24 protein-coding genes and 1 pseudogene are annotated in these 25,484 nt (G+C 65.4%); 15 read left to right on the plus strand and 10 right to left on the minus strand.

Annotation, left to right across the window (positions count from 1 at the left end):
• Positions 1-128: 128 nt before the first annotated feature.
• Together FHR22_RS19085 and FHR22_RS19090 are read left to right on the plus strand one after the other, a co-directional pair.
• A complete protein-coding gene (locus FHR22_RS19085) occupies positions 129-950 on the plus strand; it encodes a DUF2306 domain-containing protein (protein WP_166945263.1) in 822 nt (273 codons plus the stop codon).
• Between the two features lie 41 nt (positions 951-991).
• Positions 992-2,545 (plus strand): S1C family serine protease, encoded by a 1,554-nt coding sequence (locus tag FHR22_RS19090; RefSeq protein WP_166945264.1) that lies wholly within the window; start codon positions 992-994, stop codon positions 2,543-2,545.
• Here the strand turns inward: FHR22_RS19090 and FHR22_RS19095 are convergent.
• Positions 2,531-3,235 carry a dienelactone hydrolase family protein gene (locus tag FHR22_RS19095; RefSeq protein ID WP_166945265.1) on the minus strand — a complete coding sequence of 235 codons (705 nt, stop codon included), beginning with the start codon at positions 3,233-3,235 and terminating at the stop codon, positions 2,531-2,533. The genes FHR22_RS19090 and FHR22_RS19095 overlap by 15 nt on opposite strands.
• 233 nt (positions 3,236-3,468) lie before the next feature.
• Between FHR22_RS19095 and FHR22_RS19100 the strand changes: the two genes are divergently transcribed.
• The 6 genes from FHR22_RS19100 to FHR22_RS19125 all read left to right on the plus strand — a co-directional run bounded on the left by FHR22_RS19100 (position 3,469) and on the right by FHR22_RS19125 (position 10,260).
• Entirely contained in the window at positions 3,469-4,035 is a 567-nt protein-coding gene (locus FHR22_RS19100) for a F0F1 ATP synthase subunit delta (protein ID WP_166945266.1), read from the plus strand.
• Positions 4,036-4,038: 3 nt separating this feature from the next.
• The gene (gene atpA, locus FHR22_RS19105) at positions 4,039-5,568 is read left to right on the plus strand and encodes a F0F1 ATP synthase subunit alpha (RefSeq protein ID WP_166945267.1); all 1,530 of its coding nucleotides are present in this window, start codon (positions 4,039-4,041) and stop codon (positions 5,566-5,568) included.
• A 70-nt stretch (positions 5,569-5,638) separates the two neighbouring features.
• On the plus strand, positions 5,639-6,514 hold the full coding sequence (locus tag FHR22_RS19110; protein WP_166945268.1) for a F0F1 ATP synthase subunit gamma: 876 nt from the start codon (positions 5,639-5,641) through the stop codon (positions 6,512-6,514).
• Between the two features lie 24 nt (positions 6,515-6,538).
• The gene (atpD, locus tag FHR22_RS19115; protein ID WP_208417805.1) at positions 6,539-8,080 is read left to right on the plus strand and encodes a F0F1 ATP synthase subunit beta; all 1,542 of its coding nucleotides are present in this window, start codon (positions 6,539-6,541) and stop codon (positions 8,078-8,080) included.
• A 49-nt stretch (positions 8,081-8,129) separates the two neighbouring features.
• Complete coding sequence (locus FHR22_RS19120; protein WP_166945269.1) at positions 8,130-8,387, plus strand: ATP synthase F1 subunit epsilon; 258 nt, start codon at positions 8,130-8,132, stop codon at positions 8,385-8,387.
• A gap of 382 nt (positions 8,388-8,769) precedes the next feature.
• The gene (locus FHR22_RS19125; protein WP_166945270.1) at positions 8,770-10,260 is read left to right on the plus strand and encodes a TadA family conjugal transfer-associated ATPase; all 1,491 of its coding nucleotides are present in this window, start codon (positions 8,770-8,772) and stop codon (positions 10,258-10,260) included.
• 16 nt (positions 10,261-10,276) lie between these two features.
• Here the strand turns inward: FHR22_RS19125 and FHR22_RS19130 are convergent, their stop codons facing one another.
• Positions 10,277-11,263, minus strand: a complete 987-nt coding sequence (locus FHR22_RS19130; RefSeq protein ID WP_166945271.1) for an isopenicillin N synthase family oxygenase — start codon at positions 11,261-11,263, stop codon at positions 10,277-10,279.
• Positions 11,264-11,273: 10 nt separating this feature from the next.
• Positions 11,274-11,459 (minus strand): hypothetical protein, encoded by a 186-nt coding sequence (locus FHR22_RS19135; RefSeq protein WP_166945272.1) that lies wholly within the window; start codon positions 11,457-11,459, stop codon positions 11,274-11,276.
• A 54-nt stretch (positions 11,460-11,513) separates the two neighbouring features.
• Here FHR22_RS19135 and FHR22_RS19140 point away from each other — a divergent pair, with 54 nt between their 5' ends.
• Positions 11,514-12,356, plus strand: a complete 843-nt coding sequence (locus FHR22_RS19140; protein WP_166945273.1) for a class I SAM-dependent methyltransferase — start codon at positions 11,514-11,516, stop codon at positions 12,354-12,356.
• An 8-nt stretch (positions 12,357-12,364) separates the two neighbouring features.
• The gene (gene aat, locus FHR22_RS19145) at positions 12,365-13,138 is read left to right on the plus strand and encodes a leucyl/phenylalanyl-tRNA--protein transferase (RefSeq protein ID WP_166945347.1); all 774 of its coding nucleotides are present in this window, start codon (positions 12,365-12,367) and stop codon (positions 13,136-13,138) included.
• A gap of 44 nt (positions 13,139-13,182) precedes the next feature.
• On the opposite strand, the pseudogene FHR22_RS22430 reads toward aat, so the two are convergent.
• The 4 genes and pseudogenes from FHR22_RS22430 to FHR22_RS19165 all read right to left on the minus strand — a co-directional run.
• A pseudogene (locus FHR22_RS22430) lies at positions 13,183-13,419 on the minus strand (DUF2155 domain-containing protein); the annotation flags it as partial.
• A 176-nt stretch (positions 13,420-13,595) separates the two neighbouring features.
• Positions 13,596-13,982 (minus strand): NADH:ubiquinone oxidoreductase subunit NDUFA12, encoded by a 387-nt coding sequence (locus FHR22_RS19155; RefSeq protein ID WP_166945274.1) that lies wholly within the window; start codon positions 13,980-13,982, stop codon positions 13,596-13,598.
• Positions 13,983-14,043: 61 nt separating this feature from the next.
• Positions 14,044-14,505 (minus strand): DUF192 domain-containing protein, encoded by a 462-nt coding sequence (locus FHR22_RS19160; protein ID WP_166945275.1) that lies wholly within the window; start codon positions 14,503-14,505, stop codon positions 14,044-14,046.
• A gap of 37 nt (positions 14,506-14,542) precedes the next feature.
• Entirely contained in the window at positions 14,543-15,115 is a 573-nt protein-coding gene (locus FHR22_RS19165) for a regulatory protein RecX (protein ID WP_166945276.1), read from the minus strand.
• A gap of 178 nt (positions 15,116-15,293) precedes the next feature.
• Between FHR22_RS19165 and FHR22_RS19170 the strand changes: the two genes are divergently transcribed.
• From FHR22_RS19170 to FHR22_RS19180, 3 genes are all read left to right on the plus strand, one after another.
• On the plus strand, positions 15,294-17,048 hold the full coding sequence (locus FHR22_RS19170; RefSeq protein ID WP_166945277.1) for a fatty acyl-AMP ligase: 1,755 nt from the start codon (positions 15,294-15,296) through the stop codon (positions 17,046-17,048).
• Between the two features lie 96 nt (positions 17,049-17,144).
• Positions 17,145-19,496 (plus strand): EAL domain-containing protein, encoded by a 2,352-nt coding sequence (locus tag FHR22_RS19175; RefSeq protein WP_166945278.1) that lies wholly within the window; start codon positions 17,145-17,147, stop codon positions 19,494-19,496.
• Between the two features lie 177 nt (positions 19,497-19,673).
• The gene (locus FHR22_RS19180) at positions 19,674-20,243 is read left to right on the plus strand and encodes a CHAP domain-containing protein (protein WP_166945279.1); all 570 of its coding nucleotides are present in this window, start codon (positions 19,674-19,676) and stop codon (positions 20,241-20,243) included.
• Positions 20,244-20,547: 304 nt separating this feature from the next.
• On the opposite strand, the gene FHR22_RS19185 is transcribed toward FHR22_RS19180, so the two are convergent.
• The 3 genes from FHR22_RS19185 to FHR22_RS19195 all read right to left on the minus strand — a co-directional run bounded on the left by FHR22_RS19185 (position 20,548) and on the right by FHR22_RS19195 (position 23,874).
• Positions 20,548-20,817: a DUF3297 family protein gene (locus FHR22_RS19185; protein ID WP_166945280.1), complete on the minus strand. Its 270-nt coding sequence runs from the start codon at positions 20,815-20,817 to the stop codon at positions 20,548-20,550.
• Between the two features lie 72 nt (positions 20,818-20,889).
• Positions 20,890-23,220 carry a TonB-dependent receptor gene (locus FHR22_RS19190; RefSeq protein WP_166945281.1) on the minus strand — a complete coding sequence of 777 codons (2,331 nt, stop codon included), beginning with the start codon at positions 23,218-23,220 and terminating at the stop codon, positions 20,890-20,892.
• 153 nt (positions 23,221-23,373) lie between these two features.
• Positions 23,374-23,874 (minus strand): hemerythrin domain-containing protein, encoded by a 501-nt coding sequence (locus FHR22_RS19195; RefSeq protein WP_166945282.1) that lies wholly within the window; start codon positions 23,872-23,874, stop codon positions 23,374-23,376.
• Between the two features lie 243 nt (positions 23,875-24,117).
• Between FHR22_RS19195 and FHR22_RS19200 the strand changes: the two genes are divergently transcribed.
• Together FHR22_RS19200 and FHR22_RS19205 are read left to right on the plus strand one after the other, a co-directional pair.
• Positions 24,118-25,284: a PepSY-associated TM helix domain-containing protein gene (locus FHR22_RS19200; RefSeq protein WP_166945283.1), complete on the plus strand. Its 1,167-nt coding sequence runs from the start codon at positions 24,118-24,120 to the stop codon at positions 25,282-25,284.
• On the plus strand, positions 25,281-25,460 hold the full coding sequence (locus FHR22_RS19205; protein WP_166945284.1) for a hypothetical protein: 180 nt from the start codon (positions 25,281-25,283) through the stop codon (positions 25,458-25,460). The genes FHR22_RS19200 and FHR22_RS19205 overlap by 4 nt, the downstream gene beginning before the upstream one ends.
• Positions 25,461-25,484: the final 24 nt, after the last annotated feature.

A 25,484-nucleotide genomic window follows, 5' to 3' on the forward strand; every position in this document is an offset into this window, starting at 1 on the left:
CCATGCCCTGATCCGGCGCGCGTCCCGGCGCTTGCGCTCAAACATCGCCGCATCTGTATTACTGTATTATATCATTGACTCACCCTTGCGAAAGGCGCAGGGTTTTCGCACAAATCAGGGAATTCGCCATGGCGACGCTCAATGGATCTTTCGCGCCTGCCCGCAGCGCGCGCCGCAGCGACTGGCTCGCCCGCAGCGCGACCTTCTGCTTTCTCGCCATCGCGGCGGGACAATTGCTCTTCACCGCCTTCATCCTGCTCTTCTATTATCCGCCGACGCTGACCGGCAATTTCGCGGCATGGAACGACAAGCCGCTGATCACCGGCCATGTCGCGGGCGATAGCGCGGGCAATCTCTTCTTCGCCGCCCATGTACTGATGGCAGCGGTGATCAGCTTTGGCGGTCTCGTCCAGGTCGTCCCCGCGATCCGCGGCCGCTGGCCGGCAGTCCATCGCTGGAACGGCCGGCTCTACCTGATCTGCGCGCTGGCGCTCGCGCTCGGCGGGCTGTGGATGACGTGGGGCCGCGGGACGTGGCTGAACTATATCGGAGCGATCGGCATCACGCTCGACGCGCTGCTGATCCTCGGCTTTGCCGCGATGGCATGGCGCGCAGCACGCGCACGCCGCTTCGCCGATCACCGGCGCTGGGCGATTCGCCTGTTCGCGGTCGCCAGCGCGGTGTGGTTCATGCGCGTCGGCTATATGGCGTGGGGTCTCGCGACCGGCGGCGCCGGGATCGGCAAGGCGATGGACGGGCCGTTCGACCTGTTCCTCGCCTTCGCCAACTCGCTGCTCCCGCTTGGCCTCGCCGAACTTTATCTGCGCGCCGGCGCACACGACACTCCGGCGGCGCGGAACGGCACCGCGCTGCTGCTCGGCATCTCGGGCCTCATCATCCTCGCGGGCAGCGCCGGGGCGTGGATGGTGATGTGGGGTCCGTATATCTAGCTCCGCTTGCCTTCGCTTCACGGCGGGCTAATCTGCGCGCCATGACCCGCTTCCTCACGCTGCTGCTCGCCCTCTTGGCCTTCACCTTTCCGGCCCGCGCCGCCGACGACATCAGCGCGGCGTCGCGCAGCGTCGTGCGCGTCGTCACCGTCGCGATGGTCGATGGCGAAGTCGTCGGCTTCGGCCACGGCAGCGGCATCGCGATCTCGCCGACGCGCATCGTCACCAACGCGCATGTCGTCGAATCGGCGGTCAAATATCCGGGCAACGTGGCGCTGGGCGTCGTTCCGTCGGAAGGGCAGAAAAGCTATGCGGGCAAGCTGATCGCGATCGATACCGCGCGCGACCTGGCGTTGATCGAGATTACCGAGGGCCGGCTGCCCGCCGCCGCCATCTATACCGGCCCGATCGATTCGGGCGCCGACGTCGTCGCGCTGGGCTATCCGGGCAATGTCGACCTGGCGACCGCGCGCAGCGCGTCGGATTATATCACCCCGCGCACCCCGGTGCGCAGCGAGGGCAATCTGTCGAACACGCAGGCGGTCGACGGGGTCGCGATGCTGGTCCACACCGCCAAGATCTCGCGCGGCAATTCGGGCGGGCCTTTGGTCGACGGATGCGGGCGTATCGTGGGCATCAACACTGCGATCACCCGCGCCGATGACGGCGATTCGCCCTTTGCCTTTGCCATTTCGACGCGCGAGCTCGCACGCTTCCTTGCCGACGCGGATCAGCAATATACCGGCATCGGCACCCCCTGCCTGTCGATGGCCGAGGCCGATGCGCGCGACCGCGCCGCGCTCGACGCCGAAAGCCGCGCCAGCGCCGAAGCCAATGCCGCGAAGGACGCGGCAGCGAAGCTCGACCGCGAACTCAAACAGGCGCGCGCGCAGGAAGACGCGCTCGCGTCGCGCGAGAATCGCATCGCGCTCGCCGGGATATTGTTCGTCATCGGGGCTCTCGCGGCGGGGGCGAGCCTGCTGTTCACCAGCCAGAAGAATATGCGGAACGCCAAGATCGCGGGCGGCGCCGGCGCGGTGCTGGTGCTCGGCGCAGCGATCCTGTTCGTCACCCGCCCCGACGCACATGCCGAATTGTCCGATGCCTCCGCCCCCGGCGCGGCGACCGGCGGCGCGGCGCCGAAAATGGCCGAAGGGCAATATCTCTGCACAATCCAGCCCGAACGCAGCCGCGTGACCGTATCGGCAACGACCGACGTGCCGGTGAAAATCCACGGCGGCGGCTGCATCAACGACCGCACCCAATATGCGCAAGGGTCCGACGGACGCTGGCAGCGCATCCTGGTGCCGAACGAGGAAGCGACGGTCACCATCGCGTCGATCGACCAGACAGGGACGGAATATCGCGTCGACCGCTATCTGCTCGATGCCGAGACGATGGCGAAAGCGCGCGAAATCCGGTCGGGCACGACGCTCAAGGGCTGCACCGCCGACGCGGGCGTGCTGTCGGCGCTCGCGACGCAGCAGGAAGCGATCCGCAGCGCGCTGCCGCCGAGCCCCAACGAACGGCTCGTCTACCGGTGCCAGAAAACGACCGCCGCGGCCGCTGTGCCGGCGGGTTCAACCGGCGGCTGACGCCAGCCGGATTACCCCCCCGCAAGCCCTGAACAGCATCAGCGTGCGTTCGCGCGCTTGGGTTGCGCTCGGTTCGTGATAATCCTTGCGCCGGTCGCTGTTGAAGCCGTGACCCGCTTCATAGACGAAGACCTGCGCGGTCGGATGATCCTTCGCGATCAGCGCCTCGACACCCTCCATCGGAATGCCGCCGTCGAAGCGGCCGAAATGGGCGATCGCGGCGCAGCGGGGCGCCTCACCGCTGAACTGCGTTGGAACCAAGCTGCCATAATAGGCCGATGCCGCCGCCAGATCGGGGTTGATCTGCGCCATCCGCCACGCGACCGAGCCGCCATAGCAATAGCCGGTGATGAAGACGGCGCCTTTTTGTTTCAGCGCGTCGATGCAGGTCTGCGCATCCTTCAGGCTCTGCTCGAACGGGTGCAGCTCGCGCGCCAGCTGCACCGCACGCTCGAACTGCGGCCCCGAATAGTCGCTTTCGAATCCCGGATGCTCGCGATCGAACAGCGCCGGGCTCAGCACCTCATAGCCGTCGGCGGCATATTCGTCGCACAGCTCGCGGATATGGTCGGTGACCCCGAAGATTTCCTGCACCAGGACCAGCCCGCCGCGCCGCTCGCCCTCGGGCTGGGCATGATAGACGGCGATCTCGGCGCCATCGTCCATCGTCATCCGGATCATCTCGCCCATCGCCCTCTCCCATCATCCATTTTTTGCAGGGTCGCTTGTGAAGAAAGAACGCCCCTTCGACAAGCTCAGGGCGAGCGGTGGAGATAAGGAGGAAAGCGAGTCCAACCCCCGCCTTGCATTGCAGCAAAATCGTTGCTAGGCGCGCCGCGACTTCGCGCGGGGGGCATTCGTCGAATATCCCATAAAATCGCGCGACCCATCCCCCACGGGATCGTAGAAAAGGACTTTCGCGCGTGGAGAATTCCGGCGGCATTCAGGGCAACATCACGGCGGGCCTCGCGGGCCGTTATGCGGTCGCGCTGTTCGATCTGGCACGCGAATCGGGCCAGATCGATGCGGTCGCCAAGAGCCTGGCGACGCTGCGTTCGGGCCTGACCGAATCGACCGACCTTGCGGCGCTCGTCGCCAGCCCCGTCGTCAGCCGCGGCGATGCCGCCAACGCGGTGGGTGCGGTCGCCAAGGCGATGAAACTCGATTCGCTGACCGGCAAGTTCCTTGGCGTGCTTGCCGAGAATCGCCGCCTGGCCGATCTGCCCAAGATGATCGACGCCTTCGCCGCGATCGTCGCCGACCACCGCGGCGAAGTGACCGCCAAGGTCACCAGCGCGCATCCGCTTTCGGCCGACCAGCTGAAAGCGCTGACCGCCAACCTCAAATCCCGTGTCGGGCGCGACGTCACCGTCGCGACGACCGTCGACCCCGCCATTCTCGGCGGTCTCGTCGTCCAGCTGGGCAGCCAGCTGATCGACGGCAGCATCCGTACCCGTCTCAATAGCTTCGCACAGGCGATGAAAGGCTAAACCATGGAAATCCGCGCCGCTGAAATCAGCAAGGTCATCAAGGACCAGATCGCCAATTTCGGCACCGACGCAACGGTCAGCGAGATCGGTCAGGTATTGTCGGTCGGCGACGGCATCGCCCGCGTCCACGGCCTCGACAATGTCCAGGCCGGTGAAATGGTCGAATTCGCCAATGGCGTGCAGGGCATGGCGCTCAACCTCGAAGCCGACAACGTCGGCATCGTGATCTTCGGCAGCGACGCCGAGATCAAGGAAGGCGATGTCGTCAAGCGCACCGGTACGATCGTCGACGTTCCCGTCGGTAAGGGCCTGCTCGGCCGCGTCGTCGATGGCCTCGGCAATCCGATCGACGGCAAGGGCCCGATCAAGGCCGACAAGCGCATGCGCGTCGAAGTGAAGGCGCCGGGCATCATCCCGCGCCAGGGCGTGCACGAACCCGTCCAGACCGGCGTCAAGGCGCTCGACGCGCTCGTCCCCGTCGGCCGCGGCCAGCGCGAACTGATCATCGGCGACCGCCAGACCGGCAAGACCGCCGTCGCGATCGACACCTTCATCAACCAGCGCGAAGTCAACAAGGGCGATGACGAGAGCAAGAAGCTCTATTGCATCTATGTCGCCGTCGGCCAGAAGCGCTCGACCGTCGCGCAGATCGTCCGCCAGCTCGAAGAAAATGGCGCGATGGAATATTCGATCGTCGTCGCCGCGACCGCGTCGGAACCCGCACCCCTGCTCTACCTCGCCCCCTATACCGGCGTGACGATGGGCGAATTTTTCCGCGACAACGGCATGCACGCCGTGATCGTCTATGACGATCTGTCGAAGCAGGCCGTCGCTTACCGCCAGATGTCGCTGCTGCTGCGCCGCCCGCCGGGCCGCGAAGCCTATCCGGGCGACGTTTTCTATCTGCACAGCCGCCTGCTCGAGCGCGCCGCGAAGATGAACAGCGACAATGGTTCGGGATCGCTCACCGCGCTGCCGATCATCGAAACGCAGGCGGGCGACTTGTCGGCGTACATCCCGACCAACGTGATTTCGATCACCGACGGCCAGATCTTCCTCGAAACCAACCTGTTCAACGCCGGTATCCGCCCCGCGATCAACGTCGGCCTGTCGGTGTCGCGCGTCGGCTCGGCCGCGCAGACCAAGGCGATGAAGAAGGTGTCGGGCTCGATCAAGCTCGAACTCGCGCAGTATCGCGAGATGGAAGCCTTCGCGCAGTTCGGTTCGGACCTCGACGCGTCGACGCAGAAGCTGCTGGGCCGCGGCGCACGCCTGACCCAGCTCTTGAAGCAGCCGCAGTTCCAGCCGATGCCGTTCGAAGAACAGACGGCGTCGATCTTCGCCGGCACCAACGGCTATCTCGACGCCGTCGCGACGACCGACGTGTCGCGCTACGAGCAGGCGATGCTCGCCTATCTGCGCAGTGACCACCCCGATGTGCTGAAGACGATCCGCGACACCAAGGATCTGGGCGACGACGCCAAGAAGGCCCTAGTCGCGGCGCTCGACGCCTTCGCCAAGATTTTCGCGTAAATCTGTTCCCCGGCGCAAGCCGGGGCCCACAGCGATCCCGGCGTTTGCCGGGACACAAGGATAGGGCTTAATGGCCAGTCTGAAGGAACTCAAAGGTCGCATCGTCTCGGTCAAATCGACCCAGAAGATCACCAAGGCCAAGAAGATGGTCGCCGCGGCGAAGCTGCGCAAGGCGCAGGCCGCGGCCGAGGCCGCGCGTCCCTACGCCGAGCGGCTCGAACGCGTCGTCGCCAGCCTGGCGTCGAAGGTCGGCGTGTCCGATTCGGCGCCGAAGCTTTTGTCGGGCACCGGCAAGAGCGACACGCACCTGCTCGTCGTGCTCAACAGCGACCGCGGGCTGGCCGGCGCCTTCAACTCGAACATCGTCAAGGCCGCGCGCGACAAGGCATTCGAACTGCAGGCCCAAGGCAAGAAGGTCATCTTCTACCTCGTCGGCCGCAAGGGCCGTCCGGTGATCAACCGCCTCTTCCCCGGCCAGGTCATCGAAAATTACGAAACCACCGGCGTCCGCAATATCGGCTTCGACCAGGCGCACGAAGTCGCCGCGCAGCTGATGGAGCTTTATGAAGCCGGCGCGTTCGATGTCGCGCATCTCTTCTATTCGAAGTTCCGTTCGGCGCTGCTCCAGGAAGCGACCGGCCAGCAGATGATCCCGGTTCCGCCGCCCGCCGACGTTCCGACATCGAGCGGCGCCGCAGTCGAATATGAGCCCGACGAGGAAGCGATCCTCGCCGACCTGCTGCCGCGCAACGTCACCATCCAGATATTCAAGGGTCTGCTGGAAAACGCCGCGTCCGAACAGGGTGCGTCGATGACCGCGATGGACAATGCGACGCGCAACGCGGGCGACCTGATCAACAAGCTGACCATCGTTTACAACCGCACGCGTCAGGCGGCGATCACGACCGAACTCATCGAAATCATTGCTGGCGCGGAAGCGCTCTAAGCTATCCAAGCAAGGAAGAAACCAATGGCAACCGCTCCCGCCCCTGAAAAGAAGGCTCCCGCCAAGAAGGCCGCTGCGCCCAAGGCTGCTGCGCCGAAGAAGGCCGCCGCACCCAAGGCCGCAAGCACCGGCACCGCGACCGGCCGCATCGCCCAGGTCATCGGCGCCGTCGTCGACGTCCAGTTCACCGGCACCCTGCCCGCGATTCTGAACGCGCTCGAAACCGACAACAACGGCAACCGCCTCGTTCTCGAAGTCGCGCAGCATCTCGGCGAGAACACCGTCCGCACGATTGCGATGGACGCGACCGACGGCCTCGTCCGCGGCCAGCCGGTGACCGACACCGGCGCACAGATTTCGGTCCCCGTCGGTCCGCAGACGCTCGGCCGCATCCTCAACGTCATCGGCGAGCCGATCGACGAACAGGGCCCGGTGAAGGCCACCGCGGTCGCGCCGATCCACGCCAAGGCCCCCGAATTCGTCGACCAGTCGACCGAAGCCGCGATCCTCGTCACCGGCATCAAGGTCATCGACCTGATCGCGCCTTACGCCAAGGGCGGCAAGATCGGCCTGTTCGGCGGTGCGGGCGTCGGCAAGACCGTGCTCATCCAGGAACTGATCAACAACATCGCCAAGGGCCATGGCGGCGTGTCGGTGTTCGCGGGCGTCGGTGAACGCACCCGCGAAGGCAACGACCTCTATCACGAATTCCTCGACGCCGGGGTTATCGCCAAGGACGCCGACGGCAACCCGACCCCCGACGGGTCGAAGGTGGCGCTGGTGTTCGGCCAGATGAACGAGCCCCCGGGTGCCCGCGCTCGCGTCGCGCTGTCGGGCCTCACCATGGCCGAATATTTCCGCGACGAAGAAGGCCAGGACGTGCTGTTCTTCGTCGACAACATCTTCCGCTTCACCCAGGCGGGTTCGGAAGTGTCGGCGCTGCTCGGCCGTATTCCTTCGGCGGTGGGCTATCAGCCGACCCTCGCGACCGACATGGGCGCGCTGCAGGAACGCATCACCTCGACGAACAAGGGCTCGATCACCTCGGTGCAGGCCATTTACGTCCCCGCGGACGACTTGACCGACCCGGCGCCCGCGACCTCGTTCGCCCACTTGGACGCGACGACGACGCTGAACCGCGCGATTTCGGAACTCGGCATCTATCCGGCGGTCGATCCGCTCGATTCGACCAGCCGCGTGCTGACCGCCGCGACCGTCGGCCAGGAGCATTATGAAACCGCCCGCCGCGTTCAGGAAACGTTGCAGAAGTACAAGTCGCTCCAGGACATCATCGCGATCCTCGGCATGGACGAGCTGTCGGAAGAAGATAAGCTGGTCGTCGCCCGCGCGCGCAAGATCCAGCGCTTCCTCAGCCAACCGTTCCACGTCGCCGAAGTCTTCACCGGCATCCCCGGCAAGTTCGTGGCGATCGAAGACACGGTGAAATCGTTCAAGGCGGTGGTCGACGGCGAATATGACCATTTGCCCGAAGCCGCTTTCTACATGGTCGGCGGCATCGACGAAGCGATCGCCAAGGCCGCGAAGCTCGCCGAAGACGCGGCATAACAAACCCTATCGCCCCTCCCCTTGCGGGGAGGGGGCCAAGGATCAGAAAATGGCCCTCAAGTTCGAACTCGTCACCCCCGCCCGCCTCGAAAGGTCGAGCGAGGTCTATATGGTCACCGTGCCGGGCAGCGAAGGCGATTTCTCGGTGCTCGAAGGCCATGCCCCCTTCATGGCGACGCTGCGCAACGGTCCGCTGACCATCTATGCGTCCAACGGCGCCGCACCCGAAACGATCGAGGTCGAAGGCGGCTTTGCCGAAGTCAACGAAGCCGGGCTGACCGTGCTCGCGGAACATATCGCAGCCTGATCTTTCGCCCGATCGAATGAAAACGCCCGTGTCCGCAAGGATGCGGGCTTTTTCATTTGGGGGCGGGGAAATTATCGGGATTGCCCGGTTTCGGGCGGGAGCAGACGTTCTTTTCCTCGTCACCCCGGGCTTGATCCGGGGCCCCGCTTGATGCCGAAACTGTCGGTGCCCCCCCAAAAAAACGGGATCCCGGGTCAAGCCCGGGATGACGAGGGTCGGTGAAGCAAGGGCAGTTTCCCACCCCGAAGCCGGCATCCCGCCGCATGCCCTCCGCCCGCATTAGGATAATGTCAAAGTTTCCGCTTTATTCACCCTGTCGGATTGGGGGGTCCGCCGGCAATCGCCGCGGTTTCCTCGTATGGAATAGAGGCAGGATCTAGCGATGAGTGCATTCGGACGTCGACCCGGAACCGCTGGCCGCCCGGCCTTCGGCGTGGCAAAACCGATGCAGGGCGGCGCCGGCGCGGCCGGCGGCACCCAATTTCCCGCGATCGACCAGGCGCCGGTCGCCGAAATGCCGTCGGGGCCGATGTCGCCCGAAATGGAAGCGATGGAGCGGCTGAACCAGCGTTCGACCGCCGACATGGCAGAGCCTGAAAAGGCGCAAGGGTTCGAAGCCAGCGTCCACAAGATCAAGGAACAGGTACTGCCGCGCCTGCTCGAACGCGTCGATCCCGAGGCGGCGGCAACGCTGAGCAAGGACGAACTGACCGAGGAATTCCGCCCGATCATCCTCGAAGTGCTCGCGGAACTGCGCATCACCCTGAACCGCCGCGAACAGTTTGCGCTCGAAAAGGTGCTCGTCGACGAACTGCTCGGATTCGGCCCGCTCGAGGAATTGCTCGCCGATCCCGACATCAGCGACATCATGGTCAATGGACCCTACCAGACCTACATCGAACGCAAAGGCCAGCTGGTCATCGCGCCGATCCAGTTCCGCGACGAACAGCATCTGTTCCAGATCGCGCAGCGCATCTGCAACCTTGTCGGCCGCCGCGTCGACCAAACCACCCCGCTCGCCGACGCCCGCCTCAAGGACGGCAGCCGCGTCAACGTCATCGTCCCGCCGCTGAGCCTGCGCGGTACCGCGATCTCGATTCGTAAATTCTCGGCGAAGCCGATCACGCTCGACATGCTCTGCCAGTGGGGCGCGATGAGCCAGAAAATGTGCACCGCGCTGAAGATCGCGGGCGCCAGCCGCTTCAACATCGTCATCTCGGGCGGCACGGGTTCGGGCAAGACGACGATGCTCAACGCCCTGTCGAAGATGATCGACCCCGGCGAACGGGTTTTGACCATCGAAGACGCCGCCGAACTTCGCCTGCAGCAGCCGCACTGGCTGCCGCTCGAAACGCGCCCCGCGAATCTCGAGGGCAATGGTGCGATCCATATGGGCGACCTCGTCAAAAACGCGCTGCGTATGCGTCCCGACCGCATCATCATGGGCGAAGTCCGTGGCGCGGAATGTTTCGATCTGCTCGCCGCGATGAACACCGGTCACGACGGGTCGATGTGTACGCTGCACAGCAACAGCCCGCGCGAATGCCTCGGCCGTATGGAAAATATGGTGCTGATGGGCGACATCAAGATCCCGAAGGAAGCGATCTCGAAGCAGATTGCCGATTCGGTCGACATGATCGTCCAGATCAAGCGCCTGCGCGACGGGTCGCGCCGCGTCACCAACGTCACCGAGGTGATCGGCATGGAAGGCGACGTCATCGTCACCCAGGAATTGTTCAAGTTCGAATATCTCGACGAGGACAAGGACGGCAAGATCGTCGGCGAATATCGCGCCATGGGCCTGCGCCCCTATACACTCGAAAAAGCGCGCCAGTACGGGTTCGACCAGCCGTATCTGGAGGCGTGCCTGTGAGGCCCAGGGTCAAACCCTAGTCGCCGAACGCCGGTCCAGCGAGATCGGGAAAGACCTTGCCGACCTTGCCCAAAAGATAATCGCCATAGGTGCCGCCCGCGGCGTGGACGTCGGCCCCATCCCAGCGCGGCAGGCTGCGGTCGGTTCCGGCGATCGGCAACGGATCAACCGGTGCGGCGAAATCGGGGTCGTAGAACAGCGGCCACGACAGGCGCTCGCGGCCCGACGCGTTGATCACGCGGTGCGGTGCGGACCGGAAACGGCCGCGCGTCAATCGTTCGAACATGTCACCGATGTTGACGACCAGCATCCGTCCCTTCGACGGCACCGTGATCCAGTCGCCGTTCGCGGCGCGCACCTCCAGACCGCCATGCCCATCCTGGCCGAGCAAGGTGAGCAACCCATAGTCGCTATGCTCGCCAACCCCGAAGCGGTCGGATTCGCCGCCCGGAGGATAGTGGAAAATGCGAAACAGCAGCGTCGGACGCCGCGTCATGCCCGCCGCGAAATGGTCCGCGGACAGACCGAGCGCGCGCGCCATACCGCGCATCAGTGCCTCGGCGGCGGCGACCGCGGCGTCCAGATAGTCGTCGACCGCCTGCCGCAGTTCGGGCACCGCCGACGGCCAGAGGTTGGCGCCGTGCAGCGGCCAGCCGGCGATCACGCGCGGATCGTCGGGAGCCAGTTCCTCGCCGAGATAGAGTCCCTCCTTGCGGTCGGGAAGCCCCGACGTCAGTTCGCCACCAAGCGGAAACCAGCCGCGCCAGGCAATTCCGCCGTGCACCATCGCAATCCGCGCCTTCTCCACCTCAGGCAGGGCAAAAAAGCGGCGACTCGCCATCTCCAGCCGCGTCGACAGGCTGTCCGGTATCGCGTGTCCGTCGGCATAGAAAAAGCCGAACTCGGCGCTCGCCGCACCGATTTCGGCCGCAACGCGTTCAATGGCCGCGGCGTCGTCCATCGCGCGGAGCGGCGAAATATCGATGACGGAAAGCGTCGTCACCGGCGGCAGGTCACTGGTGCAGCCAGACCGCGGTCGACAACAGCGCGACCATTGCGGAGAGCATCGCGATCCCGCGCCACGGCATGAAGCCGACCCGGTCGACGTCGCGGCGATGGCGACGGCGCCAGTCGGCGACCTCGGCAAAACCGAACAGCGCGGCGGCGCCGATGCCGAGCGAGAGCATGGATACTTGCATTGCCGCGCATCCCTACGCAAACAGGGGCATTCCCCCCAAGAGAGAGGTGCCCATATGCGTTCCCTGTTGCTGGTTGCAAGTGCCGCCATCGCCCTTTCCGGTCCTCTGCCCGTGCTGGCGCAGGACGGCCACGCAGGTCACGCCGCGCACTCCGCTCAAGGCGCCGACGCCGCTGCAATCGCAGCCGCGGTTGCCGCCCCCACCCGCAGCCCCGCGAACACGCCGCGCGATACCTGGCGCCACCCGGCCGAAACGCTGGCCTTCTTCGGCGTGAAGCCGGGCGACACGATCGTCGAACTGTGGCCCGGCGGCGGCTGGTACACCGAAATCCTCGCCCCCCTGACCAAGGCCGGCGGCGGCACCCTTTATGTCGCGGCGCCGTGGGAAAAGGGGCTGAACAAGATCAAGGAAAAGCAGGCGGCCGATGCCGCCACCTATGGCGCGGTCAAGCTCGCCGAATTTCCGGGCACCGGCGCGGGCACGAAAATTCCCGACGGCAGCGCCGATGTCGTGCTGACCTTTCGCAACGTCCACAATTGGCGTTTCGGCGGCACCGACAAGACCGCCGATGCGTTCAAGCAGATCTTCGCGATGCTGAAGCCCGGCGGTACCCTGGGGGTCGTCGACCACCGGCTGCCCGAGGAGATGGATGCGGCGCTGGAGGAAAAGAGCGGCTATATGAAGCGCTCGTCGATCGTCGGCTTTGCCGAGGCGGCAGGCTTCAAGCTCGCCGGCGAAAGCGACATCAACGCCAATCCCAAGGACACGCATGATTATGAAAAGGGCGTGTGGACACTGCCCCCGGTGCTGACCGAGGGCGACACGGACCGCGCAAAATATGTGGCGATCGGCGAATCGGACCGCATGACGCTGAAATTCGTGAAGCCCGTAAGCTGACACGGCACATCGAAACCATCGACCCTGCGCTGCTGCTCAGCGCCTATGCGCAGGGTCTTTTCCCGATGGCCGACGGGGCGGACGATCCGTCGGTCCATTGGGTCGAACCGCGGCTGCGCGCGATCCTGCCCTTGGGCGGCTTCCATCTGTCGCGCAGCCTGAAGAAGGTGATCCTCGGCGACCATTTTCGCGTGACCACCGACACCGCCTTTTCCACGATGATGACGCTGTGCGCCGAGGCGGCCGATGACCGGCCGACGACGTGGATCAATCCGGTGATCAAGGCGAGCTACGAACGATTGTTCCGCCTTGGCCATGCCCACAGCGTCGAATGCTGGCTGGACGGCGAGCTCGCCGGCGGCCTCTATGGCGTGACGCTCGGGCGCGCCTTTTTCGGCGAATCGATGGTCAGCCGGGCGCGCGACGCGTCGAAGGTCGCGCTCGCGCATCTCGTCGCGCGGCTACGCGCCGGCGGCTGGCAGTTGCTCGATTGTCAGTTCATCACGCCGCACCTCGCCAGCCTGGGCGCGATCGAAATCCCCCAGCGCGACTATCTGGCGCAGCTTTATTCGGTGTTGTCGGAGGGCGGCGGCGGCGATGCCTTGGGTGCAGGCGCAGGGACAGCCGGGGCAGCGGCCGGTGCGGGCGTTCCCGCGCCGCCGTTCGCCGCGGGCGACTGGGGGGCGCTCGACGCCTTGGGTGCTGCGCCCGGCACCGCCTTCGGTGCCGACCGGGCGACGGGCTCGCCGCCCGGATATGTCATCGCGCAGCTTTTGACATAGACGTCGTAGATCGGGTGCTCGATCACGTTGCGGTCGGGGCGTTCCTTGAACAGCCAGCCAGAAAAGACGCGATACCATTTATCGTCGCGCTGATCCTGCACCGTCAGCTGGACGAAGGCGCCGGTTTCAGGCGGGTCTTCCCATGGCGCGGTCGCCTCGCACGCGCGCAGGCGCACGATAGCGCGGCCAACGCGCGCCGAATCGCCGGGCTTCATCTCGAGATCGCGAACCAGGCCGTTGCGCTTGTTGAGCAGGCCGAGCACCGCGACGCGGTCGGCCATCGGGGTCGCGCCCTCGATTCCGCCGACTTCCTGCGGCACGCGTTCGGATTTGGCGATCTGCGGCGCCTTCTCGCTGCCGCCCGCCTTGGTCGCCGGCGACCGGTCGCAGGCCGCGAGAGCCAGTGCCGTCAGGGCGGCGAGGCCCACGGTCGCGGACAGGCGCGGCACGAAAATGCTCACTCGGCGCCGGGCCGCCAGGCCTCATAGTCGCCGGTCGCCGCCGCGCGGCGCCCGCCGCGTTCGAGCGCACCCGCCGGGCGATAGGCGCCGGTGCTGCCGGTCAGATTGGCGCTGGGTTCCTGCTCCCACGCGCGCGGCGCGGGCAGGACGTCGCCGGGCAGTTCGTCGAAGGTGCCGTGCAGCCAGCCATGCCATTCGGGTGGCACACGGCTCGCGTCGTTCGATCCATTGTAGAGGACCCAACGTCGCCCGCCCTTTTTCGCACGGAAATAACGGTTGCCGAGGCTGTCCTCGCCGACCTTCTCGCCGGTGCTCCAGCTGTTCAGCAACGTGCCGACGGTCGCGCCGTCCCACCAGGTGAAAATCTTGCCCAAGATGCTCATGGCTGCGGCGTTTACAGGCAAGCCAAGGCGGTTCGCAAGTCGCAAACCGTCCCGCGCACCGCTATTTCCCATCTTTCCATGTGATCCTGGCCGTCTCGTCGATGCCAAGCCGCGCCGACGTGCCGCCGGCCAGTTCGAGCACCGCCGCAACCTCGCCGCCGCTGACCACGGGCTCTAGCGACTCGGGGATGGTGTTTTCGGCGATCCGGTCGATGCTGCCGTCGGCGCGGATGAAGATCATATCGAGCGGGATCAGCGTGTTCTTCATCCAGAAGCTCGCAATGCGCGGCTTTTCGAACGGAAAGATCATCCCGCCGTCGGCGGGCAGGCCGGTGCGGAACATCAATCCCTGCGCCTGTTCCTCGGCGGTGCGCGCAACCTCGACCCGGAACGGGTGCGTCTGGCCGGCCATGGCGATCGCCAGCGGGATCGTCGCCACGCTTTCCGTCTCGCTGCCATTGGTGCTGCACGCCGCCATCGGCAGGGCGAGCGACAGGACAAGAGCGGTAAACAGCGCACGCATCGGCGGATCCTTATCCCGGATTGATGACCTGACCGGCCTAATCGAGCGCCGCGCCAGCGTCCAGCGCCGCCAGCGCATCATCGTCCCCCGGCGCGACGGCGAGGATATGGCGCGCGAGCGCCAGGCTGTGCCCGGCGCGCAAAAAGGCGGCAACCTGCCGTTCGCTTAGCTTCGGGTCATCGCTCGCGCGGACCGCGAACGGCCCGAAGCGGCGGCGGCGCGCGAAACCGAGCGCCGCAGCGACCGCAGCGTCCTCGGCCGCCGCCACCGCCTCACCGCTATCCGCGGGCGCGATGCCGTCGACGTACAGCTGCGCCTTCACGCGCCGGACACCCAGTCCGCGGCGGGTCATCGCCCCCGCGCGCATCGCGGCATATTGCCGGTCATCGAGATAGCGCAGCCGTTCCATCCGATCGGCAATCGCCTCGCAAACCGTCATGGCATCGATGTCGTCGGCCCACTCAGATTCGCGAACCTTTCTCGCGAGATAGCGCATCAGCTTGGCCCGGCTCGTGGCGAATCGCGCGACATAGGCGAGCGCCAATTCGTCGAGCTTCGCTGCGCCGAGCGGCCTTTTTGAACGGTCGGGAAGAGCGCGGCGGTTGGCCATATGCCATGTTTATGCCACAGTCGGGCCTGATTGAGAACGATCAGCACCGCCATATCGGGCAATAAAGCCCGGAAACGGGCCAATTTGTTCCAACAATATAGGGTTCGCGCACGATAATATGGCACAGAAAGATGACATGCTTGTTGCCGCGCGCCCTGATTCCCGGGACTCAGCATCCATGACGATCCAAAATCCAGCGATTTCCGCCGACGCGCTGACGCCGACACCGACGACCTGCGCCCAGCCGCGCCGCTTTTCGGATTTCGCCACCGTCGGCGAAGCGCTCGATTATGCCGCCAGCGGCACGCGCGGGCTCAATTTCCACGATCCGCGCGGCAAGCTCACCCGCCCCTATCCCTATCGCGAACTGCAGGCCGACGCGATCGCCACCGCGCACCGCCTGGTTGCCGCCGGGGTGAAGCCCGAAGACCGCATCGCGCTGATCGCCGAAACCGGCCCCGAATTCGCCGCGCTGTTCTTTGGAACCATCTATGCCGGCGCCTGGCCGGTGCCGCTGCCGCTGCCCACGAGCTTCGGCGGCCGCGATTCCTATGTCGGCCAACTCAGCGTCCAGCTTACCAGCTGCGATCCCGTCATGCTGTTCTTCCCGCCCGAAATTGCCGCGATGGCGATCGAGGCGGCCGAAGCGCAGGGCGTGACCCCGATCGACTGGAGCGCGTTCGAGCAGCGGCTGGCGCCCGTCGCCGACCTCCCCGAACAGCAAAGCGACGCGACCTGCTACCTTCAGTACAGCAGCGGATCGACGCGCTTTCCGCACGGTGTCGCGGTCACCCATGGCGCGCTGCTCAACAATCTGGCCGCGCATTCGCACGGCATGGAATTGCAGGACAGCGACCGCTGTATCTCGTGGCTGCCCTGGTACCACGACATGGGGCTCGTCGGCTGCCTGTTGTCGCCCGTCGCCAACCAGGTGTCGGTCGATTATCTCAAGACCGAGGATTTCGCCCGCCGTCCGCTCGCCTGGCTCGACCTGATCAGCCGCAACCAGGGCACGACGCTCAGCTATTCGCCCACCTTCGGCTATGACATTTGCGCGCGCCGGGTATCAAGCCAGACGCACGTCGCCGACCGGTTCGACCTGTCGCGCTGGCGCGTCGCGGGCAACGGCGCCGACATGATCCGCCCCGACGTGATGCAGAATTTCGTCGACGCCTTTGCCGACGCGGGCTTCAAGGCGAGCGCCTTCCTGCCGAGCTACGGCCTCGCCGAAGCGACGCTGGCGGTCAGCATCATGCCGCCCGGCGAAGGCATCGTCGTCGAACTGGTCGAGGAAACCGAACTGTCGGGCGCCGCGGGCGATGCCGGCCGCCCGACCCGTTACCGCGCGATCGTCAACTGCGGCCGCGCCGCGCGCGACATGGTGATCGAGGTCCGCGACGAAGCCGGCAACGTGCTGCCCGACCAGACGGTCGGCAAGGTGTGGTGCAGCGGTCCGTCGCTGATGACCGGATATTTCCGCGATCCCGAAGCGACCGCGGCGTGCATGGCCGGCGGCTGGCTCGACACCGGCGATATGGGTTATCTGTCGGACGGTTACATCTACATCGTCGGCCGCGCCAAGGACATGATCATCATCAACGGCAAGAACCACTGGCCGCAGGATATCGAATGGGCGGTCGAACAGCTGCCGGGCTTCAAGTCGGGCGATATCGCGGCCTTTGCGATCACCGCGCCGGGCGGCGAGGAAACCCCGGCGGTCCTCGTCCAGTGCCGCACCAGCGATGACAGCGAACGGCTGGCGCTGCGCGAAACGATCCGCGACCGCGTCCGCGCGATCACCGGCATGAACTGCGTCGTCGAGCTGATCCCGCCGCGCACCTTGCCGCGGACCAGTTCGGGCAAATTGAGCCGGTCGAAGGCGCGCGCGCAATATCTGGCCGGCGAAATCCAGCCTTTCGCGATCGCCGCCTGACGCCGGGGCCGTTTGTCCCGGCACAGGACAAAAAAGCACCGTGCGCCCGCAGCCATAGTTACGTTCGGGTAACCCCGCCGCTTTAAACAGGCTTTCGTGAAAAGCCTGCTGTCCGACCAGATTTTTGCCGACGACGTTCCCGCGCGAACCCTCCTGGGGCTCGGCCCGCGCGGCGAGGATGTCGGCGACCTCCGCCAGCTCCAGCTGGCACCGCTGCGCGGCAAGGGAAGCCTGCGCCTGTGGATGGGGCTCGGCATGGCGCTGGTCGCCGCGCTGACGATGGTCCTGCGGGTGCCGTTTGCCATCGCCGGCGGCTGGTTCGCGGTGGCGCTGCTCTTCAGCTTCTGGTCGTACCGGGCTTTCGCCAGCCTGTTGCTCGGCGACCTCAAGCTCTCGGGCCTGCCCGAATATCGGCTGTGCCATCGCCACGCTTTCTATTCGGCGATGCTATGGTCCTCCACCTTCTGGCTGCAAGGCATTCCGACGCTCGACCATGTCCTGTCGATCTGGACGATCGCCCTGTTGATGATGCTGACGCTGACGATGATCGCGCACAGCATGCCGATGGTGTGCGTGCTCTATATCGCGCCGGTCAGCCTGTCGGCGGCGGCGGCGCTGGTTCGCGCGGGCGCACCGCAGCTTGCGGCGGTCGCGCTTGTCGCCGCCCTGCTCCTTTGCACCTTCGCGATGCGATTCGCGAAGACGCATGTCCGTTTCCGTCGCGCCGAAGAGACGCTGCACGAGAAGAACGAGACCGTCAGCCTGCTGCTGCGCGAGTTCGAGGAAACCTCGGCCGACTGGCTGTGGCAGACCGACAATGCCCGCCGCCTCGTCCATGTCTCGCCGCGCCTTGCTTATGCACTCGGCGCCTCGACCGACGGGCTGGAAGGCGTGCCGCTGCTCCAGGCGCTGTCGGGCGATGCGTGGGAGACGGGGCAATTCCCCCGCAGCCTGCACGACATGGCCGAACGGATGAAGCGGCGTGAAAGCTTTTCCAACCTCATCGTTCCCGTCACCATCGACGGCAAGCCGCGCTGGTGGGAACTCTCGGCCTCGCCGCGCCTCGACGAGACGGGCAAGTTTCTCGGTTTCCGGGGGGTCGGATCCGACGTCACCGAACAACGCGCCTCGGCCGAACAGATTGCCAAGATGGCGCGCTTCGACAATCTGACCGGCCTGCCCAATCGCCTCCACCTCAACGAGGAACTGGCGCGCGCACTCAAGCATGCGACCGACGCCAAGTCGCGCTGCGCGCTGCTGATGATCGATCTCGACCGGTTCAAGGCGGTCAACGATACGCTCGGCCACCCGGTCGGTGACAAGCTGCTCGCGCAGGTCGCGGCGCGGCTGAAGGGCATGATAGAGCGCGGCATGACCTGCGGACGCCTCGGCGGCGACGAGTTCGCGGTGGTGATGCAGGACCTGCCCTCGGCGCTCGATGCCGAGGAACTGGCGCAGCGAATCATCGCCGCGATCAGCCGGCCCTATGTCGTCGACAATCATCAACTGTTCGTCGGCGCCAGCATCGGCTTCGCGATCGGGCCGCAGGACGGCGCGACGGTCGAAACGCTGACGCGCAACGCCGACCTGGCGCTCTACAAATCGAAGGACAAGGGCGGCAATCATGTCGCCGCCTATGTCGCCTCGCTCCATGCCCAGGCCGAGGAACGGCGGGTGATGGAACAGGAACTGCGCGGCGCACTCGATCGCGGCGAGTTCGAACTTTATTACCAGCCGGTGGTCACCGCCGGCGACGGCACGTTGAACGGTTTCGAGGCGCTGATTCGCTGGCACAACCAGAAGCTCGGCAATGTGTCGCCGGGGCGTTTCATTCCGCTCGCCGAAGACAGCCGCCTCATCTCGCCGATCGGCGAATGGGTGCTGCGGACCGCCTGCCACGAAGCGATGCGCTGGCCATCGAACCTCAAGGTCGCGGTCAACGTGTCGGCCGAACAGCTCACCGATCCCGCCTTTGCCTCGGTCGTCGTCTCGGCCCTGGCGCAGAGCGGCCTCACGCCCGAACGGCTGGAAATCGAAGTCACCGAAAGCGTTTTCCTGCGCGACGGCGGCGGCGCGGCGCAATTGCTCGACCAGTTGATCAGCCTTGGCATCCGCCTGTCGCTCGACGATTTCGGCACCGGCTATTCGTCGCTCGGCTATCTTCGCAAAACGCAATTCTCGACGATCAAGGTCGACCGCAGCTTCGTCGTCGGCGCCGCCAAGGGCAGCATCGAATCGATCGCGATCATCCGTGCCGTCGTCGCGCTCGCCGACAGCCTCGGCATGTCGACGACGGCAGAGGGCGCCGAGACCGAGGTCGAAGTCGAAACGCTTCGCGCGCTCGGCTGCAGCAACATCCAGGGCTATTATTACGGCCGCCCGATGCCCGCGACCGATGTGCTGACCCTGTTCCGCCGCCCGGATTCGCTCGAGACCGCAGCCGCCTGAAACGGGCGAAGCGGCGACGGGCCGAAGCGATGCCACGACGAACCGAAAGCGTTATCAAAAGGTTCCGCCACCCATCGCAGTTCGGGCGCAACTCACCGCTAGACGGCTGGTAGCTTTCGCCGATCATGGCAAACAGCCTCCAACGCTTGAAGACAAGCCAAATGGGGGTCGCAATCCATGCTTCACAATCGCTTCTTGGGTGCCGCCCTGGCGTCCCTCATGATGCTGGCCGGTGTCCTCGCCGCCACCCCCGCCGCAGCGCTCCAGTGCGTCCCCTTTGCCCGCGCCGAATCGGGCGTCGAAATCCGCGGCAACGCCAAGACCTGGTGGTCACAGGCAGCCGGCACCTACGAACGCGGCGAAGAGCCGCGCAAGGGCGCCGTGATGGCCTTTGCCGGCACCCGCGGCATGCCGCTCGGCCACGTCGCCGTGGTCAAGAAGATCGTCAACGACCGTGAAATCCTGATCGACCATGCGAACTGGTCGCCGATCAACGGCCGCCGCGGCCAGATCGAACGCAATGTTCGCGTCATCGATGTCAGCTCGGCCGGCGACTGGAGCATGGTTCGCGTCTGGTATGCCCCGATCGGCGATCTCGGCCTGCGCGCCAACCCGGTGCAGGGCTTCATCTATGCGGGCAGCCACAGCATGCCCGGGCAAGATAACTTCGATGAACCGGTCTGGACCAAGAATGACTGGAAACCCGGAAACGGCCTCCAACTGGTCGCCGCCTCGCTCGCCAACTGAGCCTTACCCCCCAACCCTCTAAGGCCATTGGCGAGCATTGAAGCCATCCGGGACGGTCCGCCGCTCCGGGTGGCTTCCCCCTTTTGGGAGCTAAGGTCGATGCCATGGCGCCCGGCATGCAATGGCGGCTTTGGGGTGGGGAGCGGCCGTTCGCACGCCGACTAAAAACCGTCGCCCCCGCGAAGGCGGGGGCCGCCATCGGCCTTAAGCAAGGTTGCCAGCGGCCCCCGCCTTCGCGGGGGCGACGGTTATTTGGCTAGTGTCCGCTAACGGCCGCAACCCGCCGTTGGGCAGCAAATGCCGGTCAGTCGTCCGACGTTTCGCCGCCCTCGGCGGCCGTATCCTCGAACCAGGCTTCGACCTCGCCCGACAATTTGATCGTCATCGACTGGCCGAACCGGTCCTTCGACTTGCCAGCCGCGACGCGGATCCAGCCTTCGGAGATCGAATATTCCTCGACGTCGGTGCGCTCCTTGCCCTTGAAGCGGATGCCGATGCCGCGTTGCAGCACATCCATGTTGAAATGCGGCGAGCGCGGGTTGGTCGACAGGTGATCGGGGGGCGTATCGGTCATGACTGTTTTTCCCAAAAAATGATGGCGCGGCCCTAGCTGGACCGCGCCATCATCGTCAATGGAAAGGGGTATTTAGAAACCCGCCTTCAGCGTCACGAAAAACTGCTGCGGCGCCCCGGCCAGCAGCGTCTGGCTGTCGCCGCGGTTCGCAAAGCCGTTGGTGCCGATCGTCGACACATATTCCTTGTCGAACAGGTTCGTCGCATTCGCCTGGATCGAGATGCGGTCATTCAGGCGATAGCCGATGCTGGCATCGACGATCACGAAACTGCCGACATCGGCGTCATTCTCATAACTGTAATAGCGCTTCGACGTGTAATTGGCGCCGACCCGCGCGAAGAAGGTGCCATTGTCCCAGGTGATCTCGCCCTTCGCGAGATGCTTGGGCGAATTAACCACCGTCTTGCCCGCGGTCGCCGCGACAATCGCACCCGCCGCGTTGACGACATCGTCCTGATATTCCGAATTATTATAGGCATAGGAAGCGAAGAGCGACAGTTCAGGCGTGACGCGGAACGTGCCCGCCGCCTCGACACCCCACGAGCGGACGTCGCCGACATTGCTGAGGATCGCCGGATTGCCCTGGATGCCCGATCCGTTCGCAAAGGCGATGATGCGGTCCTTGAAGTCGACATAATAGCCCGCGATCACGCCCTGAAAACGCGAGGATTTGGTCCGAAAACCCAGCTCATAGGTCGTCGATGTCTCGGGCTTCAGGTCGAGCGCGTCGAAGCCGTCCTGCGTCGTCGCGAAGGGGCCGCCGGTCGCCGACGATTCATAGGCGCGGATATTTTCGGTGTAGCTCGCGAACAGCTCGTTATCGTCGTTGAGGCGGAACAGCAGGCCGGCCTGCGGCAGGAACCAGTCGCGGACCTCGGTCTTCCCCGACGCGAGCCCGCCGCTGACGGTCGGCGTCGCGAGGTTGGTGACGCGCAGCCCCTTCCACCCCGCGTTGATCTGGAATCGCCCGAGGTCGAGCGTGTCCTGCACATGATATTGCAGCGTCTGGGTGTTGAAATCGAAGTCCCACTGCGTCGCCAGCGGATCCTTCGGGAATTTGAGGCTGCCGCGGCTCGGCGCGCCGGCCGTGTCGGCAAGCCCGTAGAAGCGGCGCGCCTGGTTGAAGTCATTATCCTCGTACCACAGGCCGACTTCGAGCTTGTTGGCGCCAAGCGTGAACAGGCTGGAGGCGACGATGCCATAGCGTTCGATGGCATATTCGGTCGTGCGGATCGTCATCGGCGCGCCGCCCGGGGTCGTCACATAGGGGGTGAACCACAGCCCGCGCCCCTTGTTGCCATGATAATAGCCCAGCGCCTTCAGCGTCCAATGTTCGCTGAGCGGTGCTTCGACGCCGACCCCGCCGAGCCAGTCCTTGCGGAGCCCCGCGGCGTCATAATAGGCATCGTCGACCGTCTCGATCGGTGCCGGGAAAGCCTGGCCGGCCCCGGCGTAAGGCGCCGTGAAAGGCGTACCGGCGGGGATAGTGCCCTTTTTGATCCCGTCGTCATAGGCCGCGCGGGCGACCTGGTTCTGATAGATTTTGGCGACATCGACCGCGAGATCCCAATTTTTCGCATAATTGTCCCAGCCGTAACCGAGGCGGTCGATCATCTCGGCGCTCATGTCCTGATAGTCGTTCTCGCGGCGGTCCGAATAGTTGACGAAGCCGAAGAACTGGCCGTCGCCGACCGGCTGGACGATGCGGGCGTTGACCTGATGCTGGCGCTGGGCGCCGTTGCCCTTCCACTTGTCGGCATCCTGCCAGGCGTAGCTCAGCGACAGGCGCGGCCCGCCGGGCGCGATTTCGCCGCTGTCGAGACGGACGAACGCGCGCTTGGTCTCATCGCTGCCATAGGTGCCCGATGCCTCGACCCCGAATTCCGCGGCGGGTTCGCGCGAGAAGAATTCGATCGTGCCGCCAAGGTTGCTCGTCGATGCCGCGGCGAGCGAACCCGCGCCCTGCGCGACCTCCACCCGGCCGACATTTTCGCTGATGATCGCGCGGCTGATGTGCAGGCCGTTATGGTTGCCGTAATTCATGTCGCCGAGCGGAATGCCGTCGAGCGTGAAGCCGAGCTGGTTCTGGCTGAACCCGCGGATCGAAATGCGCGCCGACCATTCATAGGCGCCGAACGGATCGGCCGCCTGGAAATTGACCCCCGGCAGCTTGTCGATGGCTTTGAGAGGGCTGATCCCGGACACTTCGAGTGCAATGTCGGCGGCGCCCAGTTCCTGCACCTGCCGCGCCTGACCGCGGCCGAGCACGACGATCTCTTCGGCCCCGGCATCGGCTGCACCGGCCGCATCGGCCGCCGGTTCCCCGGCAAGCGCCGGCGTCGCAGCCAGCACGGCGATCAAGGCGGCCCCAGCCCGCAGGCGGTTCCTGAACGGATAAGTCATGCGTGAATCCCCTTTGCCCCGCGCCGAAATGGCGCGCGGATCGCGGGGGCTTTAGGCAAGCGATATTGCTGCGTTGCGGCATAGGCATGACGCCGCGATGACCGATAGAAGAAGAAACGGCGACAATCGGCAACCGATGCCGCCGGATTTCGATCAGGCCCGGCGCGGCTCGCTTGACCGGAAATGGCCGGTCCGGCCCCGCCCCGCCCCGGTATCGATGACGCTCTGCGCCGGACGCAGCTTTTCGGCGAGCGGATAGAGGTCGCGTTCCTCGCGTTCTATCCGCGTCCCCAATATCTCGAGCATGATCGCGGTCTCGCGGCAGAAATCGAGCCACGCCGCCTCGGCCCGCTCGATGGTCCATTTGTCATCATAGGCGGTGAAATCCATCGCGAGGTCGCCCATTTCGAGCTCGAATTCGCGCGTGATCCGGATCAGTTCGGGATCGCCGCTCGCCTTCAGCCGCGGATAGAGCACCCAATCCTCGCATTTGAGGTGACGAAGCAGCGTGTCGCGAAACAGGCTCCGCGCCGAAAGCAGCGCGGTTGCACGCGGCGGTCGCGGCGCGCGAACCATGCCGGCCAGAATATGCGACAGGGTGACCAAAGCCGCATGTTCGGCGCGCAATCGCTGCATTTCCCGGATCATGGGCATGCGGGTTCCATCGATGCGAGCGGTCCCTCGAGCCCATCCATAGTGGCTCCCCGTGAAAGGAAGGTAAAGCGCTATCGCGGCGCCCGCGTGCCAGGACGCAATCGATGACGATCCCGGCTGGCTCGAATGATGGCATAGCAGGCCGGCGCAGCGAGACGAACGCCGTGAAACGGGTTGTTAAATGCCAGGGCACTCCATAAGGCCCATGGATTATTTCTCGCCATAACAGCGGCCCCATCTGCCATGCAACGATCGACCATCCGGACATGGTTCCTCATCCACAAATGGACGAGTATCGTCTGCACCGCCTTTCTGCTGATGCTGTGCGTGACCGGTCTGCCGCTGATCTTTCATCACGAGATCGACGAACTGAGCGAAGCGACGCCGCAATTTGGCCTGCCCGGGGTCGGATCGTCGGGAACCGATCCGCATCTTGCACCGCTCGACGCAATGCTGACCAGGGCGCTCGCCGCGCGTCCCGGCGAAGTGCCGGTGTTCATGGCGTTCGACAACGACCAGCCGTCGATGACGGTCACCACCGCGCCGCGCCCCGATTCGCCGGCCGAAGACATGACGATCCAGCTTCTCGACCGCTCGACGGGTAAAACGACGGGCGCGGTCGACGAGGCCGGGGTGATGCACTTCATCCTCCAGCTCCACACCGACATGTTCCTCGGCCTCCCCGGCATGCTCTTCCTCGGCTTCATGGGGCTGCTCTTCGTCGTCGCGATCGTCTCGGGCGTCGTCCTCTACACCCCCTTCATGCGCAAGCTCGATTTCGGCACGCTCCGCACCTCGCGCAGCCGCCGCGTCAAATGGCTCGATTATCACAACCTGCTCGGCATCGTCGCGCTCGCCTGGATGACCGTCGTCGGCGCGACGGGGGTGATCAACGCGCTCGCCACCCCGATCTTCGCGCAGTGGCAGACAACCGAACTCGCCGACATGGTGCGCGCCTATGCCGGCAAGCGCGCGCTAGCGCCCGCGCGTTACGGTTCGATCGACACGGCGATGGCGGCCGCGCGCCGCGCAGTTCCCGGCAACAACCCGCAGTTCATCGCTTTTCCCGGCGGCGATTTCAGCAGCAAGCATCATTATGCGATCTTCTTTCAGGGCGATACCGCGCTGACCGAGCGTCTGCTGACCCCCGTGCTCGTCGATGCCGAAACCGGTGCATTCGTCGATGCGCGGCCGATGCCCTGGTACGCACAGGCGCTGTTCGTATCGCAGCCGTTGCATTTCGGCGACTATGGCGGACTGCCGCTCAAGATCCTGTGGGCGATCCTGACCGGCTTCACGATCATCGTCCTCAGCTCGGGCCTCTACCTCTGGCTCGGCAAGCGGCGCGCCGGGACCGACGCGCTCGTCCGCGAAGTCGAAACCGGCGGCCAGGTGGTGCCCGCCGGATGAGCAAGGCGCGCCAGCACGGCCTGCGCAGGATCTTCGCCGCGCCCGCCGCCATCGGACTCGCGAGCGTCGCCGGACTTGTCGTCGCGCTGACCGGCGATGGGCTGCGCGATGCGATGTCGTGGATCGCGCTGAGCATCCCCGCGCTTGTCGTCATCTGGGCGATGCGGCGGAGCTAGCCTGTGTCATCGGAAAGGAGCGCG

The organism is Sphingopyxis panaciterrae (assembly GCF_011762125.1).
Lineage (GTDB): Bacteria > Pseudomonadota > Alphaproteobacteria > Sphingomonadales > Sphingomonadaceae > Sphingopyxis > Sphingopyxis panaciterrae.

What these genes read in the sequence shown, in the direction of transcription:
- atpA (WP_166945267.1), top strand. Translation starts at nt 4,039, where the DNA reads ATGGAAATCCGCGCCGCTGAAATCAGCAAGGTCATCAAGGACCAGATC.
- FHR22_RS19180 (WP_166945279.1), top strand. Translation starts at nt 19,674, where the DNA reads ATGCTTCACAATCGCTTCTTGGGTGCCGCCCTGGCGTCCCTCATGATG.
- FHR22_RS19160 (WP_166945275.1), bottom strand. Translation starts at nt 14,505, where the DNA reads ATGCGTGCGCTGTTTACCGCTCTTGTCCTGTCGCTCGCCCTGCCGATG.
- FHR22_RS19120 (WP_166945269.1), top strand. Translation starts at nt 8,130, where the DNA reads ATGGCCCTCAAGTTCGAACTCGTCACCCCCGCCCGCCTCGAAAGGTCG.
- FHR22_RS19095 (WP_166945265.1), bottom strand. Translation starts at nt 3,235, where the DNA reads ATGGGCGAGATGATCCGGATGACGATGGACGATGGCGCCGAGATCGCC.
- FHR22_RS19165 (WP_166945276.1), bottom strand. Translation starts at nt 15,115, where the DNA reads ATGGCCAACCGCCGCGCTCTTCCCGACCGTTCAAAAAGGCCGCTCGGC.
- FHR22_RS19155 (WP_166945274.1), bottom strand. Translation starts at nt 13,982, where the DNA reads ATGAGCATCTTGGGCAAGATTTTCACCTGGTGGGACGGCGCGACCGTC.
- FHR22_RS19195 (WP_166945282.1), bottom strand. Translation starts at nt 23,874, where the DNA reads ATGCCCATGATCCGGGAAATGCAGCGATTGCGCGCCGAACATGCGGCT.
- FHR22_RS19190 (WP_166945281.1), bottom strand. Translation starts at nt 23,220, where the DNA reads ATGACTTATCCGTTCAGGAACCGCCTGCGGGCTGGGGCCGCCTTGATC.
- FHR22_RS19140 (WP_166945273.1), top strand. Translation starts at nt 11,514, where the DNA reads ATGCGTTCCCTGTTGCTGGTTGCAAGTGCCGCCATCGCCCTTTCCGGT.
- atpD (WP_208417805.1), top strand. Translation starts at nt 6,539, where the DNA reads ATGGCAACCGCTCCCGCCCCTGAAAAGAAGGCTCCCGCCAAGAAGGCC.
- FHR22_RS19135 (WP_166945272.1), bottom strand. Translation starts at nt 11,459, where the DNA reads ATGCAAGTATCCATGCTCTCGCTCGGCATCGGCGCCGCCGCGCTGTTC.
- FHR22_RS19200 (WP_166945283.1), top strand. Translation starts at nt 24,118, where the DNA reads ATGCAACGATCGACCATCCGGACATGGTTCCTCATCCACAAATGGACG.
- FHR22_RS19205 (WP_166945284.1), top strand. Translation starts at nt 25,281, where the DNA reads ATGAGCAAGGCGCGCCAGCACGGCCTGCGCAGGATCTTCGCCGCGCCC.
- FHR22_RS19090 (WP_166945264.1), top strand. Translation starts at nt 992, where the DNA reads ATGACCCGCTTCCTCACGCTGCTGCTCGCCCTCTTGGCCTTCACCTTT.
- FHR22_RS19170 (WP_166945277.1), top strand. Translation starts at nt 15,294, where the DNA reads ATGACGATCCAAAATCCAGCGATTTCCGCCGACGCGCTGACGCCGACA.
- FHR22_RS19085 (WP_166945263.1), top strand. Translation starts at nt 129, where the DNA reads ATGGCGACGCTCAATGGATCTTTCGCGCCTGCCCGCAGCGCGCGCCGC.
- FHR22_RS19185 (WP_166945280.1), bottom strand. Translation starts at nt 20,817, where the DNA reads ATGACCGATACGCCCCCCGATCACCTGTCGACCAACCCGCGCTCGCCG.
- FHR22_RS19125 (WP_166945270.1), top strand. Translation starts at nt 8,770, where the DNA reads ATGAGTGCATTCGGACGTCGACCCGGAACCGCTGGCCGCCCGGCCTTC.
- FHR22_RS19110 (WP_166945268.1), top strand. Translation starts at nt 5,639, where the DNA reads ATGGCCAGTCTGAAGGAACTCAAAGGTCGCATCGTCTCGGTCAAATCG.